General features: G+C 63.8%; 21 protein-coding genes and 1 pseudogene. 6 read left to right on the forward strand and 16 right to left on the reverse strand.

Features of this window, described 5'->3' with window-relative positions; all coding sequences use genetic code 11:
- A partial coding sequence (locus tag QRO91_RS11195) for an MnmC family methyltransferase (RefSeq protein WP_285310396.1) occupies positions 1–804 on the forward strand: 804 nt, incomplete at its 5' end.
- Positions 805–807: 3 nt separating this feature from the next.
- On the opposite strand, the gene QRO91_RS11200 is transcribed toward QRO91_RS11195, so the two are convergent.
- Both QRO91_RS11200 and QRO91_RS11205 read right to left on the reverse strand, forming a co-directional pair.
- Entirely contained in the window at positions 808–1,776 is a 969-nt protein-coding gene (locus QRO91_RS11200; RefSeq protein ID WP_197633172.1) for a polysaccharide deacetylase family protein, read from the reverse strand.
- 70 nt (positions 1,777–1,846) lie between these two features.
- Entirely contained in the window at positions 1,847–2,506 is a 660-nt protein-coding gene (locus QRO91_RS11205; protein ID WP_197650741.1) for a hypothetical protein, read from the reverse strand.
- 132 nt (positions 2,507–2,638) lie between these two features.
- Here QRO91_RS11205 and QRO91_RS11210 point away from each other — a divergent pair, with 132 nt between their 5' ends.
- Complete coding sequence (locus tag QRO91_RS11210) at positions 2,639–3,319, forward strand: hypothetical protein (RefSeq protein ID WP_197650742.1); 681 nt, start codon at positions 2,639–2,641, stop codon at positions 3,317–3,319.
- An 80-nt stretch (positions 3,320–3,399) separates the two neighbouring features.
- Here QRO91_RS11210 and QRO91_RS11215 read toward each other — a convergent pair whose 3' ends face one another.
- Together QRO91_RS11215 and QRO91_RS11220 are read right to left on the reverse strand one after the other, a co-directional pair.
- Entirely contained in the window at positions 3,400–3,573 is a 174-nt protein-coding gene (locus tag QRO91_RS11215) for a hypothetical protein (RefSeq protein ID WP_180848820.1), read from the reverse strand.
- A 10-nt stretch (positions 3,574–3,583) separates the two neighbouring features.
- A complete protein-coding gene (locus tag QRO91_RS11220) occupies positions 3,584–4,396 on the reverse strand; it encodes an alpha/beta fold hydrolase (protein ID WP_197650743.1) in 813 nt (270 codons plus the stop codon).
- 221 nt (positions 4,397–4,617) lie between these two features.
- Between QRO91_RS11220 and QRO91_RS11225 the strand changes: the two genes are divergently transcribed.
- Together QRO91_RS11225 and QRO91_RS11230 are read left to right on the forward strand one after the other, a co-directional pair.
- A complete protein-coding gene (locus tag QRO91_RS11225; RefSeq protein WP_197650744.1) occupies positions 4,618–5,097 on the forward strand; it encodes a DUF4440 domain-containing protein in 480 nt (159 codons plus the stop codon).
- Between the two features lie 76 nt (positions 5,098–5,173).
- Entirely contained in the window at positions 5,174–5,590 is a 417-nt protein-coding gene (locus tag QRO91_RS11230; protein WP_049428654.1) for an XVIPCD domain-containing protein, read from the forward strand.
- A gap of 62 nt (positions 5,591–5,652) precedes the next feature.
- Here the strand turns inward: QRO91_RS11230 and QRO91_RS11235 are convergent, their stop codons facing one another.
- The 12 genes and pseudogenes from QRO91_RS11235 to QRO91_RS11290 form a co-directional block, all read right to left on the reverse strand.
- Entirely contained in the window at positions 5,653–6,717 is a 1,065-nt protein-coding gene (locus tag QRO91_RS11235) for an XVIPCD domain-containing protein (protein WP_197650745.1), read from the reverse strand.
- Positions 6,718–6,762: 45 nt separating this feature from the next.
- Entirely contained in the window at positions 6,763–7,338 is a 576-nt protein-coding gene (locus QRO91_RS11240) for a hypothetical protein (RefSeq protein ID WP_197620043.1), read from the reverse strand.
- Positions 7,339–7,414: 76 nt separating this feature from the next.
- Complete coding sequence (locus QRO91_RS11245) at positions 7,415–7,990, reverse strand: hypothetical protein (RefSeq protein ID WP_197650746.1); 576 nt, start codon at positions 7,988–7,990, stop codon at positions 7,415–7,417.
- Between the two features lie 143 nt (positions 7,991–8,133).
- Positions 8,134–9,279, reverse strand: coding sequence for a YncE family protein (locus tag QRO91_RS11250; protein WP_197650747.1), 1,146 nt, complete (start codon positions 9,277–9,279; stop codon positions 8,134–8,136).
- Positions 9,280–9,445: 166 nt separating this feature from the next.
- Entirely contained in the window at positions 9,446–10,372 is a 927-nt protein-coding gene (locus QRO91_RS11255) for an XVIPCD domain-containing protein (protein WP_197650748.1), read from the reverse strand.
- 144 nt (positions 10,373–10,516) lie between these two features.
- The gene (locus QRO91_RS11260) at positions 10,517–11,155 is read right to left on the reverse strand and encodes a hypothetical protein (RefSeq protein WP_197650749.1); all 639 of its coding nucleotides are present in this window, start codon (positions 11,153–11,155) and stop codon (positions 10,517–10,519) included.
- Between the two features lie 44 nt (positions 11,156–11,199).
- Positions 11,200–14,547, reverse strand: a complete 3,348-nt coding sequence (locus QRO91_RS11265; protein ID WP_285310397.1) for an XVIPCD domain-containing protein — start codon at positions 14,545–14,547, stop codon at positions 11,200–11,202.
- Positions 14,548–14,578: 31 nt separating this feature from the next.
- A complete protein-coding gene (locus tag QRO91_RS11270; protein WP_374082962.1) occupies positions 14,579–15,211 on the reverse strand; it encodes a DUF1629 domain-containing protein in 633 nt (210 codons plus the stop codon).
- Positions 15,212–15,585: 374 nt separating this feature from the next.
- Positions 15,586–16,229, reverse strand: a pseudogene (locus QRO91_RS11275) (DUF1629 domain-containing protein).
- A gap of 87 nt (positions 16,230–16,316) precedes the next feature.
- A complete protein-coding gene (locus QRO91_RS11280; protein WP_197650751.1) occupies positions 16,317–16,958 on the reverse strand; it encodes a DUF1629 domain-containing protein in 642 nt (213 codons plus the stop codon).
- A 99-nt stretch (positions 16,959–17,057) separates the two neighbouring features.
- Entirely contained in the window at positions 17,058–17,702 is a 645-nt protein-coding gene (locus tag QRO91_RS11285; RefSeq protein WP_197650752.1) for a DUF1629 domain-containing protein, read from the reverse strand.
- A 126-nt stretch (positions 17,703–17,828) separates the two neighbouring features.
- Complete coding sequence (locus QRO91_RS11290) at positions 17,829–18,467, reverse strand: DUF1629 domain-containing protein (RefSeq protein WP_197650753.1); 639 nt, start codon at positions 18,465–18,467, stop codon at positions 17,829–17,831.
- Positions 18,468–18,698: 231 nt separating this feature from the next.
- On the opposite strand from QRO91_RS11290, the gene QRO91_RS11295 reads away from it, so the two are divergent.
- Together QRO91_RS11295 and QRO91_RS11300 are read left to right on the forward strand one after the other, a co-directional pair.
- On the forward strand, positions 18,699–18,908 hold the full coding sequence (locus QRO91_RS11295; protein WP_197650754.1) for a hypothetical protein: 210 nt from the start codon (positions 18,699–18,701) through the stop codon (positions 18,906–18,908).
- Positions 18,909–18,999: 91 nt separating this feature from the next.
- Positions 19,000–19,425, forward strand: a complete 426-nt coding sequence (locus QRO91_RS11300; RefSeq protein ID WP_197650755.1) for a TonB family protein — start codon at positions 19,000–19,002, stop codon at positions 19,423–19,425.
- Positions 19,426–19,546: the final 121 nt, after the last annotated feature.

Here is a 19,546-nt window from a genome sequence, read left to right on the forward strand (position 1 = left end):
GCCGATACCCTGCGCCGTGCCCATGACAAGGGCGCTGCCGACTGGCAGGGCTCGCTCGACCTCGGCCGCAGCGAGGACAGCGTGGCGCTGGATGGCGGCGGTTTCCACTTCCGTGGCCAGGCCTACCCGTGGCCCGGCAAGCTGAAGGACCGCACGCTGTACTACTGGGATGGCGAGGAGTTCGCGCCGATCTCGCGCTACAGCGGTTCACTGATCAAGCTGGTGCCCACCGAATGGGGCGCACCGACCTTCGAGATCGACGGCATCAAGATGCTGCCGACCTCCAAGCTGTCACCGTTCGAGGATGCACGCCGCAAGGTCGAGCTGGTCGCCCCGGCCGGCAAGGTCATCCTCGATACCTGCGGCGGCCTGGGCTACTTCGCCGCCTGTGCGCTGGAGGCCGGTGTCGGCCAGATCCGTTCGTTCGAGAAGAACGCCGACGTGATGTGGCTGCGCACGCTCAACCCATGGTCGCCGGATCCGGACTCGGCCGCCGCCGGGGGCCGCCTGCAGTTCAGCCACGGCGATGTCTCGCAGCAGATCGAACAGGTGGCCAGCAACAGTGTCGACGCGATCCTGCACGACCCGCCGCGCTTCGGCATTGCTGGCGAGCTGTACTCGCAGGTGTTCTACGACCACCTCGCCCGCGTCATCCGCAAGGGTGGCCGCCTGTTCCACTACACCGGTGCGCCGAACAAGCTGACCAGCGGCCGCGATGTGCCGCGTGAAGTGGCCAAGCGCCTGGAAAAGGCCGGTTTCAAGGCCGAGCTGGCGCTTGACGGCGTGCTGGCCGTCAAGCGCTGAGCGTCACTCAGAATCCACCTTGGCCAGCTTCATCACCCACGCCGGCACCTCGGGTTCACCGGCGTAGAACTCCTTCGGTTTCTTCTCCGCCATCGCCCAGCGGTGCAACCAGCTCGGGCCGTAACGGCCGCTGTAGCCTTCGGCACCACGTGTATAGGCCGGGTCACGCATCGCCTCATCCAGTGAGATGAAGCGATAGCCGCGGCGCTTCGTCGCCGCCACCAGTTCGGCGAACGTGGCCGCATTGAGTTCGTTGGCGTGCATCAGCCACACCTGCGGCAGCGCATAGCCCAGCAGCGCCTGCGACTGCTTCTCGTAGTAGTCCAGCTTGTTCAGCATGTAGGGCACATAGCCTTTGCGCAGCTGCGCCAACGTCGCCTCGCGTGCCGGGGAATCGGGCTGCTCGTTCATCACGTTGGCATAGGCGAACGCCCACACCCACTCGCCGTTGTCGACGGTGACCGGTGCTACGCGATAGCCGTGGTTCTTGAAGAACACGTCCATCTCCGCACGCTCTTCCGGTGTGCGGCCAGCCCGAAGATAAGGATGGCGCATCCACTGCGGTGCCTGTCCGCGCTCGGCCAGCAACGGCCGCAGCACCGTCTCGCCACGCAGGAAGTCCTGCTGGAATGCAGGCACGCCCTTGGCATTCAGGTCCATGTGCGAGTAGGTGTGGTTGCCCAGCGCATAACCGGCGTCCAGCCAGTCGCGCAGCATCTGCACCCGCGCCGGGTGCACCTGGCCGTCGATCTCAAGCTTGTTCTCGTTGACGAAGCCGACCACCGGCACGTCCGCCTGGTGAAGCTGCGCCATCAGCGCTTCGTGCCGCGCCTGAAGATCCGGCGGAACGATCTGGTCCACCCGCGCCCAGGGCAGGTCGTCGATGGTCACCGCGATCCGGCGATCCACTTCAGCGGCGTGTACCGCCAACGAACACAGCAGCAACGGCACAGCACGCAGCAACCAACGCATCAGCACTTCCTTGCAGGAGCGAAGCGCAGACTGTAGCGCGATTGCGGGCGCGTGGTTGGTCACACATCCGTCAGGGGCTGGGCGACTGCACCTGACGTTCGCGCACGATCGCCCGCCACAGCATGAATCCTGCAGCCATTGCCACCAGTATCAACGCGACCAGCACCAAGGCAAGGTCATCGGGATTGCGCAGCAGCGGCGCATGCTCATGGGTGAGGATCTCGAACACCACCTGCTGCGCCTGTGCCAGCGGCAGCCGGCCCTGTTCGCCCAGTTCCACCAGGCACGCCGCTGGGGACAGCTTGGCCACGCTGGTCCATGCCATGTCGTACAGATGCAATGCCCTGACGGCCAGTGCCAGGATCGCGGCGTGCAGCGCCATCAACCCCCAGTTGGCGCGTCGCAGGCGTCCCGACAGGCGCCCCAGCCGGTAGACGCTGATCGACATCGCACCCAGCAGAGCCAGAACCACTCCGGCCATCGGGATCCACTGCAGCGGCTGCCACGGCGCCAACGCCGTGGAGCGCGCCAGCAGCTGTTCGGCCACCTGCATGCGCGCGGCAGGATCGGGGCCACCACAGGCTTCATCCACCGGCTCCAGCAGCAGTCCCACGCGGTAGTGGAAGAAACCTGCGGCCAGCGCAACCGCCAGCAGTGCCACTACCTGCAGTACCAGCAGGATCGGGCCAGGACCACAGATACGGCAGAAGCGGGTAGCAGCAGAGGCCATAGGTTCATCCATGACAACAAAGAACCATCCTAACCAAGCGTTCCCTGGTTGTCGGCGGGCGGATACGACAGCCCACGTCCGCCCCGGTAGGATGTAGATGAGCATGGATGGTCGTATGTCGAGGTATCGTGGATGGTCACGCTGTATCTGTGGGTGCGGACGCTGTTTCCGTTGCTGGCGTTCGTGCTGGCCTGGATGCTGCTGTCGCGCCTGATCAAGGCTCGCGTGGCACACCTTCCCCGCGTTCCATTGAACCTGCCCGAACACAGCAGCAGCCCACGCAGGAAGGATCGACGCATCTACAGGCGCAAGCTGCGGCGCAAACCGGGGCTGCGCAACGCGACTCGCCCGGCTACGGCGCCGCGATGCTGGAACCTCGCGGCAGCTTTCGTTTCGCTCTGCGCACTGATCGCCGCCGTACTGGTCATGCCGGATGGCGCGCGCTTCCAGGTGATGGTCGAGAGCCTTGCCGGCTACCCGGCCACCATTGCTGAAGTGCACGTTCCCGCTGCAAGGCAGACGCTTGTACTGCAGGCGTGGCAGCCCACACTGGCGCAGTTGTCGCGGCCTGTAACCCTGGGTTACCCGATCGGGCGCACCGGCGGCGAGCATCAGGCGCATGCAACGCTGCCGGTGCAGGTAAGGCATCAGCGTGATCGGCTGCAGGTGGCTACGCCCGTGCCTGTGGACGGCGAAGTGATGCGTGCGGAGCTTGCGCGCCTGGCTGGGTTGCCAGTTGAGGCCATCACCGTCCGCCAGAACAAGATCGCGCCCTGGCTGGAACCCGGTTGGACGCCGCTGGCCAACCTGTAGAGCAGAGCCCATGCTCGGCTGCTGTCCCGTGAAAAAGCACGCGCTACGCGCGCTAGCCGAGCATGGCTCGGCTCTACAGATCAGGATCCACGCGGCAGCTTCGCGGCCCACATGTTGTCCACCAGATTCGGATAACGTCGCCCATTCTCTTCCGCACGCTGCCGCGCCGCCTCTTTCTGCGCAGCTGACAGCGGCTGCGACGTCTGGCCCTTCGGGTTGGGCTTCTTCCACGGGGGTGTCTTGGTCTGGCGCATGGCCGCATGCTTACCGCTTCAGGAAGTTCAGCAGCGCCAGATTGAAGTGGTCGGCATGGCTGGTGTTGCAGCCATGAGGCGCGCCTTCAAGGATCACCACCTCGCTGCGCGCAATCGCCCGGTGCGTTCGCTGCCCGGAACCTTCGAACGGCACGATGGCGTCGCTGTCGCCGTGCAGAATCAAGGTGGGCACCGTGATCTTCTTCAGGTCATCGCGGAAGTCCGTGGTGGCAAACGCCTTCATGCAGCCGAGCGCCGCCGTCTGGTCGGATTGATGGCACAGCGCGATGGCTGCCTGACGCGTCTCTTCGGTCACCATCAGCTGGCCATTGGCGCTGAAGAAATCGCGGGTGAAGCCATCGAAGAACGCCTCGCGATCCTTCTCCAATCCACTGCGCATTTCGTCAGCCTTGTCCTGGGTCAGCGGGCCGTCCGGGTTGTCGTCGCTGCGTAGCAGGAACGGCGGCACCGCCGCAGCGAACACCACGCTGTGCAGGCGCTCCTGCCCATGGTTGGCCACGTAGCGGGCCACTTCGCCGCCGCCCATCGAGAAGCCGACCAGAGTGACATCGCGCAGATCACGTTCCTCGATCAGCCCAGCCAGATCCGCCGCCAGCGTGTCGTAGTCATAGCCCTCGGCCGGCTTGTCGGAACGACCGAAGCCGCGGCGGTCGTAGCTGATCACCCGGTGCTGGGCGTCGCGCAGGATCGACACCTGTTGTTTCCACGCATCGGCTGACAACGGCCAACCATGGATCAGGATCACGGGGCGGCCGTCGCCACCGGTGTCTTCAACGTGCAGACGGATGCGGGAAGCAGGCATGGGAGCTCCTATGGAAGGGGAGGATCTCAGGCTAGAGACCGGGCCCTATCGCGGTCGTGATGGAATCGCCGGCGGCCATGACACCCTCTGCACAGCCCACGCCACCCGGCCGATCCACCGATGCGGGCATTCACTCCCTGGAAATCCCGTTTCGTCGCAGGGCGGCTGCGGCCCCCAGAGCGGCGTGCGAGCCTGCGCGAATCCCGCCCTGGAGCTTCGCCATGCTGCTGCTCACCCTGCCCCTGCTTGCCGCCGGCCTGGCCGCCACGCCGAACGCCAACGAAACGCTGCGCGAGCAGATCCGCCAGGCCGACACGCAGCTGTTCGCCGCCGCGTTCGACGACTGCGACGCCGACAAGGCGGCGGCCATGACCACTGAAGACATGGAGTTCTTCCATGACAAGGCGGGCAAGTCCGCCAGCAAGCGCGACGACTTCCGCCGCAGCGTGGCCGCCCTGTGCGAGAGCACGCGCGCCAACCACACCCACCTGCGCCGCGAACTGGTGGAGACCTCGCTGCAGGTGTTTCCGCTGCACGACGATCGCGCCCTGGAAATCGGCGACCACCGCTTCCACGAGCGCGATGCAAAGGGTGTCGAGCACTGGACCGGCCAGGCGCGCTTCATCCAGGTCTGGCGCCGCGTGGACGGGCGCTGGCTGGCCGAGCGGGTGATCAGCTACGACCATCGGCCGGCGGACTGACCGCCGCGAAGCGGTGGTTCACGGGCCGGTTCTATACTGCCAGGGTCCATCACGACCTACCGCTGCAGATCGCCCCATGGCAGAGATCACCCCCAACCACCCCGAGTACGGCCTCAACCAGCAGATCCGCCAGGGCGTGGCCGCACTGGACGCCCAGCATGGCCGTCCGTTCGACCAGACCAGCGAACGCCTGACTGCCAGCCTGACCGTGCTGGCCCGCGAGCAGGGCCTGCAGCAGGTCGACCACGTGCTGGTCAGCCATGCCACGGCCAACCAGCCGGCGGGACACAACATCTTCGTGGTACAGGGCGACCCGGCCAATCCGGCGCACCTGCGGGCGATGATGCCGACCGCAGTGGCCGCACAGACGCCGGTCGAGCAATCGATGCAGACGCTGGGCATTGCCCCGCAGCAGCCCGCCATGGGGCAGCTGCCCGAACAGCAGGCCCGTGAGCAGGAACAACAGCAGAACCCGGCACACCGCCTGGGCTGAGCCGCCTCCAGCGTTACTGGCGACCCAGCGCTGGAAGGTCGACTCGCCGTGCGCTTGCCGCCCTAGGCCATGCGCGGCCCGGACTGCTCCTGCACCTGCCGCTGCTGCAGCTCATCCTGCGAGCGCGCCTGCCCCGACTGTGACAGCTGCTCAGCGCGCTCGAACGAGGTTTCTGCCGGTGTCTGCGCGGCCAGCGCAGTTGGCATGCTGGCCCGCAACTGTGCCGGGTCGTTGCGCTCCCCCTGGACGATGAAGATGCTCTGCGCCACATCGGCCTGCGCGGTGCGATCGCTCAACAGCACATGGTCGACCTGGGTCAGGCCATTGGCCTTGGCCAGCGCGTACAGGCTGGCACTGATGTTCTCGCTGGTGGCATCGAAGGCACGGCCCCGCTCGGCATCGAGCCGGGCCACGCCCTGGTGGATCTGCGAGAGCAGCGGGTCGTTGCTGTGCCGGGCCAGAAGATCACCGCTTCGTTCGCCCATGCCCTCGGCATCACTCAGCATGTGTTGCTTGAGACTGCGCTCCGGCAGGGGATTGGTTTTCCTCTGGTTGAGCTCGCTGTCCGGAAACGGCGGATCAATGCTATCCACACCGTGGATGTTGCGCAGCGGTCGGAATGCATCCTTGCCTGCGCCCTTGCTGTCCAAGGGAATGCGGACATCGGGAAGCAATTGGCCAATACCGCCGCCCAGCGCGTTCACGTCGATGCTTCTTTTCCGCTCGATGCCCGCGTGGTTCAGCGCTTCCCAAGTGAAGTCAACGCAGTTGTGGCGCACATCCTTGTATTGAAGATCGAAACCGTACTTGTCCGGGTGCGAGCCGAAGGCTTCGAGCTTTCTGTACTGTTGCTCGCTGATCTCTAGGGTGCGGCTGTAATGGGGGTTCTTGTACTCGCCCGCATCGGTCTTCATTACCTCGCCCGGCCCGTTCATGCTTCCATGCTCGGAAGGAGCGAAGCCGAAACTCCGCGTCGTCTTGTCCGGCCCATGAAGCACGTAGAACATGTGCCCGGGCCCGGATGTCTGCGGAACCCCGTCCACAACTTTCTGTACACCTCTCTCGTCCACCAACGGCGTACCAGGTGCGGCAATGACGATTTCTACGGTGTAGCGCGGCTTATCCATAAGAAAAATCCTTCAGTTCCGTTCCTTCCAGCAGTGGGATGGAGGCTATTTCCCAGAGAGCGGGTCGGCATGAACCCGCAGTTGCGCCGGGTAATGCTCGAGCGCAGCGGTGGGCTTCACCGTGCGCACATCCAGGCGGTAGCGGGCATCGGTTTCCATCGGCAGGGCGACGATGCTCAACCTGTATCGGCTGGTGTCCATCGATACCTCATGCGCGTAGCGCCAATTCGCCGACGCATGCCAATCGGGGAGCGGCTCACCCAGATTGCGCGCCCTTGCCTGATAGACATCAGAAGTTGCAACGTCCTGCCAGGCACCTGCGACCCAGCGCTGCAGGGACAGCTGGAAGGGAACATGGACATTGTCCATGTCAGGCTCACTGCCAGGCCCGGGCCCATGTCGCTGAACCTCGAGATCCAGCACATAGGGCCGACTCGAATAGAAGTTTCGGGCATTCGTCTCGAACTCGAACCGCACCGCTTGCCCGGACTCGGCAAGGTTGATCGGCTTGACAAGATCCAGCGGCTCCAGCGCATCCGGTACACGGCTGCTGCAGGCGCCGAGTGCGCCCGCCAGCGTGAAGATCAGGCCGGCACGCAGCCAGCGGTGGATACCCAGCATGATTCAGATCCTTTGGCTCCCTGCCATGGGGTTCAACCCTAGCGGGTGACCAACGGCGTCGCAACCAGGCGATTGATTACTTTCCAGCGGGTCGGGCGGCATGGATCCGAAAACGGGCCGAGTAGCCCTGCAGTGCCTCTGTCCTCTGCACCGTACGCACGTCCACACGGTAGCGGGAGTCAATTTCCATTGGCAGAGCAACCAGGCTCAGCGTGTACTGGCCATCACTGCCCATGTGCGGCGACGTATACCGCCATTCGCTGGATGCATGCCATTCCGGAAGCTGTTCACCTGCATTGAGCACCCCGGCCTGATAGCTGTCGTAGGTGGGAACATCCTTCCAGGCATCAGCACGCCATTGCTGCAGGGTCACCTCGAACGGGATCCTCATTGTGCCCACGTCAGGCTCGTCGGGCTTTCGCGTCCCTTGGTGCTGCAACTCAAGCTCCAGCGCATAGGTGCGACCCGGGTGGAAGTTGCGGGCATTCGTCTCGAACTCGAACCGCACCGCCTGGCCGGACTCGGCCGCGTTGATCGGCTTGATCAGATTCAACGGCTCCGGCGCATCCGGTACGCGGCTGCTACAGGCGCCGAGTGCACCCGCCAGCGTGAAGATCAGGCCGGCGCGCAGCCAACGGTGGATACCCAGCATGATTCAGATCCTTTGGCTCCCTGCCATGAGGTTCAACCCTAGCCTCCGGCTGCTGGCGCCGCAACCGGCCAATGAAGAAGGCAGGGTCTTCACCCTGCCTTCTTCACGCGGCTCGCCGCCGGGCGTGCCCCGGCGTCACCCCATTACAGCTGAATCCGCGCCACGCTCTCGTCAGCGCCCTTGTCATCCTTCTCGCCGTTCTTGATGCTCACGAACAACACGTTGTTCTTCGCATCCAGCGCCAAGCTGTTCGGGTGGGTCGGCACCTTGTAGGTCGCCACCTTCTGGTAGCTGTCACTGTTGTACGCGGTCACCGTACCGGCTTCGCGGTTGGTCACGTACAGGCGCTTGCGCGGTGCATCCAGCAGGATGCCCAGCGGGCCGGCATCGGTCGGGATGCTGGCCAGTTCCTTACCGGTGCTGCGGTCGAGCACCAGCACGCGCTGGCCCGGATGCTTGCTGACCAGGCCACTGCTCTTGGCCTGGTAGCCACGCAGCATCTCCGAGCCCTGGTCGGTGACGAACAGGCGCTTGCCGGACGGGTCCAGCGCGATGTTCATCGGCTGCTCGGCGGCAATCTTGTGCTGCGCCACGACCTTGTTCGAATCGGTGCCCACCACCACCAGCTCGGCCAGCAGGTTGCTGGTATAGACGCGCTTGTTGGCCACATCCAGCGCCAGGCCCGGTGCCTTGGCATTGCCCAGGCCGTCGATGGTGTTGATCACCTTCAGCGTGTTCGTATCGATCACGAACAGCACGCTGCTCACGTCCGGCTGGCTGCTGTGGCCGGTCACGTACAGGCGGTTGCCCGCGCTGTCGACCACCAGTTCGCGCAGGTCGTGGGTGTAGGCGGCCTGGCCGTCCTTGCCGGTCTTCTTCTCCATCAGCTGGATGGTGCCGACGGCCTTGTTCTGCGCGGTGTCGACCACGGTCACCGACAGGTCCACGGTGTTGCCCACGTACAGGCGGTTGTGGGCGTCATCCAGCACCACGCCGAAGGCCTTGCGCTCCAGCGGGATGCGGGTTTCCACGGCCAGCGTGGCCGGGTTCAGGCGCAGCACCTGGGCCGGGCCGGCGTCATCGCCGAAACCGCCGGAGGAGGCCACGAACACGGCGTTCTGCTTCGGGCTGTAGGCCAGCTCGTACAGGCCCTTGGCCACGGCCTGGCGCTGTACTGCGGCGGTGGCACTGGCAGCGGGTGCGTTGTCGGCGAACGCCGAGGGCACGCCGAGGCTGAGCGAAACGGCAACGGCCAGCGCGGCCGAGCGGAAGAGAGGATTACGGAACATGCGAGCGTCCTTGAATGGGCACGGGAAGGTGTCCTGGCTCGCTGGGCCGTACTGCGACGGCCCGCCCCGCATCTGTCTGCGCGGGGTGGGCTGGCTGGGGTTGCGGGGGAATGGTAGCAGGTGGGAAGCGTGGCGTGCGCCGGCGCGCGTATGGCAGGCGCGCGGGTTACTGCTCCTTCAACCGCAGCGAATCGGCCACATCGGTCTTGGCCGCCACCTCGGTGGCGATGCTGGCGCGGCGGTGCCCCGGGTCGTTGCGGTCCCCCTGCACGATGAAGATGCTCTCCGCCGCATGGCTGCTTTGGGTCGGCCTGCTGAGCAGCACGTGGTCCACGCGCGAGAGATTGTTCTGCTTGGCCAGCACCAGCAGGCTGGCGCTGATGCGCTGGCTGGCCGCATCGAACGGGCGGCCGTGCGCGGCATCCAGTTCGGCCACTTTCTGGATCAGCTGCGAGAACAGGCGATGGTCCGGATGTGAGGGGTCCAGCAGCGTGCCGGCCACTTCAATCGGCGTCGGTGGCGGTTCATCGATCGCGCGGTCGCCCTGGCGATGATGTTCGGCCTCGCGCTCGGGCATCGCGTGGTGGGTTTCGGCATTCAGATCGCTGCCCGGGAACGGCGCGGCAATGCACTGGATTTCCGGCAGGTTGAACAGCACCGCGAACTCGCCCAGGTTGCTGCCGCCATCCAGCGGCGCCGGCAGCGGATGCAGGCCGGCGTAGTGCAGCGCCGCCCAGACGAAATCGCTGCAGCGGTTGATGGTGGCCGGGCGATCCACGTCGAATTCGAACTCGGCCGGTTCCTCGGCGAAATCACGCAGGCAGCCGTAGTGCTCCTCGGAGATTTCCAGGGTGCGGCTGTAGTACGGGTCCAGATGTTCGTCGGCATCATCGTGGCGCACCTGCGCGTACTGCACGCCGGTGCGGGCTTCGCCCGGCGCGTGGCGCGGTGGCGCGAAGCCGTAGCTGTGGGCCTCGTCGCCCGCGGCCACCTGCAGGTACATATGGCCGCGCGGCGAGATGCCACCACTTTTCAGCGGGGTGCCGGGCGCGGCCAGGTACAGCGTTGCGGTGTAGCGTGTTGCCTGCTCCATGCCTGTTCAGCCTTGATGGGTGCTGCGGTCCTGGCCGGATGATGGCATAGGTGGGATGGGGGGCAGGTGGAGGACAAAGTTGGGGCCACGACTGGCATGCTGAATGTGTGAACCAGCCAGCAATCCAAGAAGCTGACTGCTTCGCTACTTGGGCCTGCGCAGGTAGGCAATCAGCAGTTCGGGGTGATACGGATCAAGCTGCGTCAGAGGCGAATGCAGTTGCACTTCAACCCGGTATCGGCCCGGCGAGGGATTGCGTGCCCATGCGAAGGCCAGCTGTGCGTAGGTATCACCGGGTCGTTCCAGCCCAGCATTCTGCAGCGCCAGTACGTCAGCATCGTCCAGCCACGCGCTGGTTACTCGACCATCGGCGGGGATGGGAATCGTCCGGGCAGGTTCCCCGATGATCGACTCCAGCCGGAGCAACGGCACGTCCTTCCATCCACCCGATTCCAGGCGCGCCATGGAGACGTTGGCCTGGAGCCCGGATGCCTGAACATCGACCAGTGCCTCCAGTGCCGGGACGTCGTCCGTACGATTGACCCGAATGCCGATCATGAGCGTTGGAGAGGAATTCCTGCTGGGAACATCCACATCGAATTCCACTGCCAATGGTTCATCCATTGACGAGGTGGGCATGGCGCGCACAAGCGGCACCAGATCCGGACGATGGGCCTCTGCTATCGAGCCTGCGTCGCGAGCCGCCTCGGGTCGGCACCCCGTAGCCAGAAGAACGAGCAGTCCAGCGAGCATGCAGATCCGGCGCTTTCCTTGTGGCTTCATCTTCGGTCCTTTTCGCAGGTCGCCCAGTGCAGCTCACACGTTGATCATCCCCCGCTGGCCGCACGAATCTGGATGTCGTGTTGCACCCGCTGATCTTCCAGCTGCTGATCCATCTGATTCGTAAGTGCACGCTGATGCGCTTCACGGCTGACAGAGTCGAACTGCTGCAGTGATTCTTCCACCGATGTCTGCGCCGCCAGCTCGGTCGGCATCGCAGCACGCTGATGCGCCGGGTTGCTGGGCTCGCCCTGCACCACGAACAGCGTGTGCCCGGCCGGGTGTTCGTGCGTGGCGTTGCTCACCAGCACATGGTCCACCCGTTCCAGGTCGTTGTCCTTGGCCAGCACCAGAAGGCTGGCGGTCATGCGTTCGCTGACTTCATCGAAGCTGCGGCCGTGCTTGGCGTCCAGCGCTTCCACGCCCTCGCGGATCTGCTGATACAGCGCGTGATCGGGATGGCCGGGCTGCGTAGGGTCCTGCAGCGCCAGGTTCGGGGCCGATGCCTCATCCGGTGCGGGCGCGGCTGGCTCAGGGCTTGGCGCAATCGTGGGCGCGGCAGGAACAGTGACAGCCGCAGTGACAGGCTGGGGGTCATCCAATGGAGCCGGTTTGGGCTCTGGCATGGTTTGTGCCGCTTCCTGCTCCAAAGGCCACGGATCGCGCGCAGGTTCAGCAGGCACCGGCTCCTTGAAGGGCACCGGTTCCACCTCCTGCACTGCCATGTCCTGCTTTGGAGTGGGAGCAACCGCAGGCACCGGGGCCATCCGCTCCGGCTCCGATGCCTGCTCTATGCGCTGCGTGGGCATCGTCTGCGTTGTTTCATCCGGGGGCGCGGCGGCATGTGGCGTCGCGCGCTCAGGTGCCGGCTGCACCTGCATCGGCCCAGCCGGCTCCAGCTTCTGTGAGGCCGTACGGTTTTCGGTGGGCGCCCCGTTGTTTGGATGGGGCTGAGGTTGGGGGTCCGCCTCACGTCGCTGTGGCTCGCGATGCTGCTCGGCGTGCCGCTGAAGGTCGGGCTTGTCCTGAGGGGCGGGCGTAGGCGGTGGCGTGACCCCTATCGCGGGCGGCGCTGCCACAACCGCCACAGGCGCGATGGTTTGCGCAGTCGCCGGCTCTTCAGGCCGCACTTCCACGTTCCCATCCTGCTCGGATGGCTTGTCGCCATGTGCCACCTGAGCGGCTGCCCGTGCAGCCTGTCCTGCATCTACCTGCGCAGCACCCAGCCGATTGGCTTCCTGCAGTGCCTGCCGGTACGCCTCCTGCTCACCCGCCGACAGCGCAGCAATGCGCAGCTCGGGCGAGGCCGGCACCGGCGCCTGCTCATTGGCACGCGCTCGGACCTCATTCCATGCGGCCTGCAGCTCCTGCGTGCTGGTGGTCGCGACGGCGCGCGCCACGCCATCCTGGCCTACCTGGTAATGGGTGATGGGCCGAGAGGCGCCCGTGTTGCCCTCGGCTGCAGGCCCCAGTTCCTGCAGCGTGGGACCCGTAATGCCGTGCTGCTCGCGCGTGCGCGCCGTGGCAAGGGCAATGGCCTGCTCCCACGCCGGTGACAGCGCGATGCCCGCAGCGTAGTAGCTGTGGCGCAGCTCGTTCTGGTTCACTTCCGCCGCAGACGGCAACGGCCGCGCGTCCAACGCGGCAATGGTCTGGTCGAACTGATCGAGCGATGGCTGCTGAATGGTGCGGGTCAGCTCCAACTCCAGCGCCATGTTGCCCTGCACGATCTGGCCAGCGTGGTGCCATTGTCCTGCTTCGTCGCGCTGGTAAAGCTGGTTGTCCGAGCCCTGGATGGCGTCGGGCCTGGCACGGGCCTGCTCCACCGCCTCCGGCACCAGCGGCACGAAGTCGCTGGCGCGGGTAGCGACGTAAGTCTCCAGGTAGCTGGCGGCAATCGCGGCCTTGCCGTTGGCGATGTTGCTCTCGATGCGTTGCACCGCCTCACGATTCAACTCGTTGGCGCGTTCGGGGCTGGCGGTCTGCGTCTCATGCACACCCCGGTCGTTGGCACCGGACACGCTGATCTTGACCTGCCGCGTCCACTGTTCGGTCTGCGCATCGCGGTGCCAGTTGGGATTGTCCAGACGGCCCTCGCCGTCCTTCGCCGGAATACTGAAAGGATCCTGCGGCGGCGGTGCCTTGCCCAGCGCCAGCTCTACCGCTTTTACATGGGCATATGCGCCCAGCTCGCGGGCCTTCTCGTAACTGGCGCCCACACTACGCTCAGCCGGATTGCCCAACCCGTCGCCCGCGCTGTCCATGACCGCCTGACGCTGCCAGTTGCGGCCATCGAACTGCCATGTGACATCGGCCTTGTCGGTCTGCCGGTAGATGGCGCGGTTGTCGAGCAGATCGGCGCCCCTGTCGAACGCCTTGCTCATCAGCAGCGCATCGCCTGCGACGATGGCGGCTGGGACGAAACTGGAGGTGCCGATCACCGATGCCATGGCCATGCCACCGACCCAGCCACCGCCGTTGCGCGCCAAGGCATGGGTGAGCTCGGACCGGGCGGCGGTGCCGTTGCCCTCTTCCAGCAGCTGCGAGGTGCGACGGGCGGTGATGACGGCGTCGGCGCCGGATGCGAGCAGGCCGCCGGAGCGGATCAGTTGGCTGGTGGAGGCTTCGCCGAGGAGGAGGTCCAATGTCGCACCACCTTGCTGCGAGCGCGGGCTGCGAATGCGATGCCCGGCCTCCTCGCCGAGCACGCGCTCGACCGTCTGGATACCCGGCTCTGTCAGAACAACTCGGCCACCGTGGTGAGCATTGGAAATGGCAAGCGACAGGCCGCTTCGCTGCAACTCAATGTTTCCACCGCGAGTCAGTGGCTTGGCGTCATACTCGATTCTATTGAGCGTAGTCACGATACCACTTTCGGAATGAGTGACAGCCACCCAGCCAAGGTCGACCCCGGTGAAACCTTTCAAGGCTTGGATCTGAGCGATATGCGTTTGGTGGTACTCAGGAACTCCGTCAAAAAAATCCCGGATTCGTTTGTTCGTGATCGCAGGCGTGCTTCCCAGCGGAGTATTCGTGTTGAGATCGCCGTTGATCAACCCGACCTTGACCGTGTCTCGCAATGCTTCTACACGTGCCATCACTCTATCGAGGGCGTCAGAGTCATTCAGCAGCGCGGCCTTACCGTCTCGCGTTCTCTGAATCTCGTTCAAGCGCCGAATCATTCCGTTCTGGTATTCACCCAACGGTCCGCCACTGTGCGGCGTAATGCCCATCGCATCTGCATAGGCAGGGTTTGCGGGGAGGAACAGCCGGTTCTCTTGGGCGTGAATATTGAATCGCCCGGCCTCCTGCAACTTTGCGAGCAATGGGCTGTGCCTCAGCGTCTGCTGCTCAATCGCGTGATGGTCCTGCAAATGAGTGGAATGTCCAGCCACAAATCCTCCTTGACTCAAGCATCGCCTGGTCTCAGCAGTTCACCGCGTCATAGAACCACAGACCGTTGGACGTACCGCTGGCGATCAGTCCCGCGGCTTCGACCGCCTCCTTGAAAGTGCGGTCGCAGAAGACACCTTCGTAGTAAGGGAGCCGGAATACGTGAGCATCGCCGATGACCTCCCGCTTGAACGCCAAGCGGACGTCGCCAGTCAGATCGTAGTATTTCCCCTCTTCATAGTCGTCACTAACGATGATCTTCAGCTGGGATGCTGCCTCATCCAAGGCATCGATGGTCCTAATGACATCGCAAAGGAAATAGGGGCCACCCGTTGCTCCATCAGCGAGTCGATAGTCAGTCTCCCTGAACGCAAAAGCGCCTGGATCCACGGCCGCCATCACCTCGCGGAGACGCCCGGAAACGAGCCAATAGCCGCTCATCCCAGCTTCAAGATCCTCCGGTGGCCACCCTTCGCTGGGGTAATACACTAGACGCGGGGTCTCGCGCAGAGGCGGGAAGCCCCCCTGATCGGGACGCAAGAGGAAATTTGGAGGCGTCTTCAGGGAAGACTCGTTCTCAAAAACGACGCCATGCCCTTTGCCGCGCCGTCGGGCATCTGGGCGCAACTCGAAGAACTCGCCCTTCTTTGGCAGATTCGAAGTCATTGTTTGCCTCACCTCAGAATCAATCTAAATAAGCGTGCCAAGAGCTTATCAGAGGGTGCCAACCTTCCATGCCTTCTCCGAGTCATCCCCGCGCGCTCTCAGCCTGAAGTCCCCTCCACCGACATAGCGCACTACTGCTTCTCTCCAAATCCTCTGGCCGCTCTGAAGTCCCAATTCGACCTGCCTCTTACCGCTCTGCCTTCAGCTCAAGCACTGAATAGGCATGGCTGCTTTTTAACCCGTTCTGCACCGGCAAGCAATCGGACAAAAATGAAATCCGTCTTAAGTTCGACTAGCGATCCCGTTCCATGAGACGCGCCGCAGTCATCTTCAATTTTGACATGCGGATTATGCTTAGAATGACGCGCGCCATGTCAGACATTGGCTGCGTCCTTGAACCTCAGGCCACGCGTTTCACACTCGCTTCCAATTCCTGCAGCGCGTATGGCATCCCGGAACATGCGATCGCAGTAGACAAGATCGCCCGAGTACGGGCTCCTGAAGACATGACTGCCCCCGATTACGTCCCTCTTGAATGCCAAGCTTGATCCGCCACGAAGGTCGTAGAACCTTCCGCCCGGATAGCCCTCATCAACGATGACCCGGAACTTCGACGCTTCCTCGTCGACGGCATCCAGTTCGCGAGCAACCTCGCACAGGTAGTACGTTGGGCCCTCTGTGCCGTCCGGAAGCACGTAGTCACACTCCACGAACTCAAAGGCAACGGGATCTATTTCGGTGAAGGCCTTCTTGAGGCGCTCTGATACCAACCAGTAGCCACTCATTCCTCCTTCGAGGTCCTGCGGTGGATCCCCCAGCTTTGGATCGAGAACCAGGCGCGGTCTCTGCGCCAGATGAGGGAAACCGCCTTCTTCGGGGCGGATGATCAGCCTGGGAGGCGTCAGCAGTGCGTCCTCATTCTCGATCTCAACGCCATGCCCTCTTCCCTTCGGGTCGTGTCAGGCATGAGCAGATAGAACTCGCCGGGCACAGGCTGATTACGTTCCAACGTGGGCATGTGCTTGCTCCTCTCCAGATTAGAGGCATGTACCGCGCTTTGCATACTTGCAGCATCGGTCGCGAGGTTAGCGCCGGTGGGACCGACTCAGCGGTTCACCACATCTTCAAACCAGAGCCCGTTGGATCTCCTGGCCGTGATGATGCCGGCAGCTTCCACCGCATCCTTGAACGCTCGGTCGCAGAACACCCCACCATGGAAGGGCAATCTGAACACGTGGGCCGATCCCAGCACCTCGCGATTGAACGCCAACCGAACATCACCAGTCAGGCGGTAATATTTCCCTGCCTCGTACTCATCGCTGATCACAATGTTGAGCTGGGAGGCTTCTTCATCCAAGGCGTCCAGCGTACGGACCACGTCGCAAAGGAAGTAGGTTGGCCCCTTTGAACCGTCTTCCAAGCGGTAGTCGGTATCAGCGAAAACAAACGCGTCAGGGTCTATCTCTTCCATGACCTGGCGCAATCGCTCGGAGACCAGCCAATAGCCGCTAAACCCGCCTTCCAGGTCCTGTGGAGGGACACCCTGCCGCTCCCGATAGACCAAGCGCGGGGTTTCACGCAGTGGAGGGAAGCCACGGGCTTCGGGCAACAGGATCAGCCTGGGAGTCGCAAGCAACGCATTCTCGTTATCAAAGACCACCCCGTGGCCCTTTCCTCCTCGGGTAGCATCCGGTCGCAGCTTGAAGAACTCGCCCTTGCGCGGCTGATGGGTGGAAGTTGATCCCATGCTTTGTCATCTCACGCTGTGAATGTGAATCGAAGCCGCTCGTAAGCAGTTGAAGCGAATCCAGAAGGCGCCCAAGGGTCCGATCCTCAGAGCTCTGACTCAGATCCTGGCCGCGTCGGTGAACGAGAGGCCCCGCGATACGCGCGGCCCACCGATTCCAGCGTTCCACACAGCGTCGCGGAGCTCTCTGTCGCAGAAGACGAGGCTTCCCGAGTAAGGTGTCCGGAATATTCTGGCGTGACCGATGACCTGCTTGCGGAACGCCAGACTGGCTCCGCCCCTTAGGTCGTAGAACTTTCCACCTCGATAGCCTGCGTCAGTGATGATCCGAAGTTTCGAGGCTTCTTCGTCCACCGCATCGAGCTCACGGGTTACATCGCACAGGAAGTACCGCGGCCCCTTGGATCCATCGGCAAGGCGGTAGTCACACTCTACAAACTCAAAGCCAGCCGGGTCCACAGAGACTAGAGCGTCGCGTAATCTCTCGGTGACCATCCAGTAGCCGCTCAGCCCCCCCTCCAGATCCTCTGGGAGGCTCCCCTTCTTTGCTGAGTAGACCAGCAGCGGCTTCTCCGCCATGGGCGGAAATCCCCCTTCTTCTGGCCGCAGGATCAGGCGAGGCGGGATGCGCAGCCGCTTCGCGTTCTCGAACACAACGCCGTGCCCCTTTCCCCCGCGCGTGGTATCAGGCATCAGGAGGAAGAATTCGCCAGGCACAGCATGGGGCGGCTTTGACGGTTCCATGCTTTTTCCTATCTTCCAGATGTTTGCACTCCAACGTAGAGACATAGCCGGGCTTCGGGAAGGCATCGGCTGTCAGTTATGTGAAGACCAGCCACTCATGAATTCTCTGCCGGCTTGGGCCACACCCTAAATGTCCGCGGCATCCGTCAACCACACGCCGTCCGCATCGCTGTCAGTGTCTATACCGGCTGCAGCCATTGCATCCCTAAACACGCGGTCACAGAACACGGAGCCGGAGAATGGAGTCCTGAAGACGTGGACCTGCCCCAGCCTCTCCCGGTCGAACGTCACACTCGCGCCGCCGCCCAAGTCGTAGAACTTCCCGTTTATGAATTCCTCGGTGGTGTCGATGAAGAGCTTGGACGCACCTTCGTCCAACGCGTCAATGACCTGGACCACGGTGCACAGGAAGTGGCGATCGCCTGGGCTGCCGTCTTCCAGGCGATAGTCGGCTTCCGCAAAGGTGAAGGCGTCAGGATCCACGGAGGCCATCACGTCATGCAGCCGCTCAGAGACCAGCCAGTAGCCGCTGAACCCCGACTCCAGATCCCGAGGCGGCGGTCCTTCGCTCAGTTTAAGTACCAGGCGCGGCGCCTCGCGAAGCGAGGGGACGCCGCCCTCCTCCGGCAGCAAGATCATGCGAGGGGGAGACAGCAGGCGATCCAGATTCTCGAAGACGACCCCGCAGGCAGGGCCGCTTATCGCCCCTGGCTCAAGGAGAAAGAACTCCCCTTTTCGAGGATGGCGGGTTGAAACCGAATCCATGCACTGCCTCCATCTCATTGTCGCTCCGACGGCGGAGCGAACGTCTCCACCCATTCCCGATCATGTGAAGGCGATCGGTGAATGTTCACCCGAACAAGCCGCAGCCCTTTTCTACCCTGACTTGCACGGGCCGGCAATCGGACCAAAACGAAATCAAATGATTGCCGAGCTCCTCTCCCATCCTGTGAGATCTACCGCGGCCAAACTCAGCTCCCCCTCTGGAGGACGACTGTGACCAAGATCGACCCCACATGGCTGGAAGCCTTCGACAAGGAGCTGCTCCACCTGTTCGCCATCGACCACCGCGACGCCGGCATGGATGAGTACCTGCTGGGCTGCTACGCAGACCTCCCTTTACGCGAGGCTGCACTGGCGTTCGGCAGCGACTACGACCTGGAACGCGACGATGCGCTGTGGCCACGGCCGGGTGTGCCTGTGTGAACCGTGCAGCCGTCCGGCACGCCGGCATTCAAGGCAAGCGATGCCGGGGGATGGCCGCTATGCTGGCAGCGCACCGGAATGGAAGCCACGTATGCCCCGCCTGAACACCGCCCTGGCACTGAACCTCGTTCTGATGCTGCTGGGCGCTACACCTGCCATGGCCATGGCGGCAGACCCGCAGGTTTCCACTGAAGTGTTCGTAGAGCGCGGTGACAACCCCACCTTCGAGCTGCAGCAGGCACCTGCCATTGAGTATTCAACGGCCCCCGCCACGCCGCCCGATACCGTGCTGCAGGTCCCCATGGCGGTGCTGTTGGTTGCTCAGCTGGATGAGCTGGGCCACGTTTCCAACGTGATGGTGGCGCGGTCCAGCGGACTGCGGGAGATGGATCGTGCGGCCCTTTCCTCAGTGCGCCAGTGGCGCTTTGATCCGGTCGTGGTTGAGGGCGTCGCGCTGCATGCGCGGGTGCGGGTCCGTCTGACCTTCGTGCCCACGGCCGAGGCGCCGCCCGGCTGAACCGCTAGTTCAATCTGTCGCAATTGGTCCTACGCCATGGCCCTGGCTGCGGGCATTCCTGCGCTTGGGGCCAATGGCGCCAAGCCCTTCAAGACCGTTGCAGCGCAATCGCTTGCCGGCT

This window comes from Stenotrophomonas maltophilia group sp. Smal32 (assembly GCF_030237085.1).
Classification (GTDB): domain Bacteria; phylum Pseudomonadota; class Gammaproteobacteria; order Xanthomonadales; family Xanthomonadaceae; genus Stenotrophomonas; species Stenotrophomonas maltophilia_Q.

Bases quoted from the DNA above. Each gene is read 5' to 3' on its own strand.
- QRO91_RS11240 (WP_197620043.1), bottom strand. From the start codon at position 7,338: ATGCTGGGTATCCACCGCTGGCTGCGTGCCGGCCTGATCTTCACGCTG.
- QRO91_RS11280 (WP_197650751.1), bottom strand. From the start codon at position 16,958: ATGGGATCAACTTCCACCCATCAGCCGCGCAAGGGCGAGTTCTTCAAG.
- QRO91_RS11225 (WP_197650744.1), top strand. From the start codon at position 4,618: ATGCTGCTGCTCACCCTGCCCCTGCTTGCCGCCGGCCTGGCCGCCACG.
- QRO91_RS11290 (WP_197650753.1), bottom strand. From the start codon at position 18,467: ATGGATTCGGTTTCAACCCGCCATCCTCGAAAAGGGGAGTTCTTTCTC.
- QRO91_RS11270 (WP_374082962.1), bottom strand. From the start codon at position 15,211: ATGACTTCGAATCTGCCAAAGAAGGGCGAGTTCTTCGAGTTGCGCCCA.
- QRO91_RS11255 (WP_197650748.1), bottom strand. From the start codon at position 10,372: ATGGAGCAGGCAACACGCTACACCGCAACGCTGTACCTGGCCGCGCCC.
- QRO91_RS11245 (WP_197650746.1), bottom strand. From the start codon at position 7,990: ATGCTGGGTATCCACCGTTGGCTGCGCGCCGGCCTGATCTTCACGCTG.
- QRO91_RS11205 (WP_197650741.1), bottom strand. From the start codon at position 2,506: ATGGCCTCTGCTGCTACCCGCTTCTGCCGTATCTGTGGTCCTGGCCCG.
- QRO91_RS11300 (WP_197650755.1), top strand. From the start codon at position 19,000: ATGCCCCGCCTGAACACCGCCCTGGCACTGAACCTCGTTCTGATGCTG.
- QRO91_RS11230 (WP_049428654.1), top strand. From the start codon at position 5,174: ATGGCAGAGATCACCCCCAACCACCCCGAGTACGGCCTCAACCAGCAG.
- QRO91_RS11210 (WP_197650742.1), top strand. From the start codon at position 2,639: ATGGTCACGCTGTATCTGTGGGTGCGGACGCTGTTTCCGTTGCTGGCG.
- QRO91_RS11200 (WP_197633172.1), bottom strand. From the start codon at position 1,776: ATGCGTTGGTTGCTGCGTGCTGTGCCGTTGCTGCTGTGTTCGTTGGCG.
- QRO91_RS11235 (WP_197650745.1), bottom strand. From the start codon at position 6,717: ATGGATAAGCCGCGCTACACCGTAGAAATCGTCATTGCCGCACCTGGT.
- QRO91_RS11250 (WP_197650747.1), bottom strand. From the start codon at position 9,279: ATGTTCCGTAATCCTCTCTTCCGCTCGGCCGCGCTGGCCGTTGCCGTT.
- QRO91_RS11260 (WP_197650749.1), bottom strand. From the start codon at position 11,155: ATGAAGCCACAAGGAAAGCGCCGGATCTGCATGCTCGCTGGACTGCTC.
- QRO91_RS11285 (WP_197650752.1), bottom strand. From the start codon at position 17,702: ATGGAACCGTCAAAGCCGCCCCATGCTGTGCCTGGCGAATTCTTCCTC.
- QRO91_RS11215 (WP_180848820.1), bottom strand. From the start codon at position 3,573: ATGCGCCAGACCAAGACACCCCCGTGGAAGAAGCCCAACCCGAAGGGC.
- QRO91_RS11220 (WP_197650743.1), bottom strand. From the start codon at position 4,396: ATGCCTGCTTCCCGCATCCGTCTGCACGTTGAAGACACCGGTGGCGAC.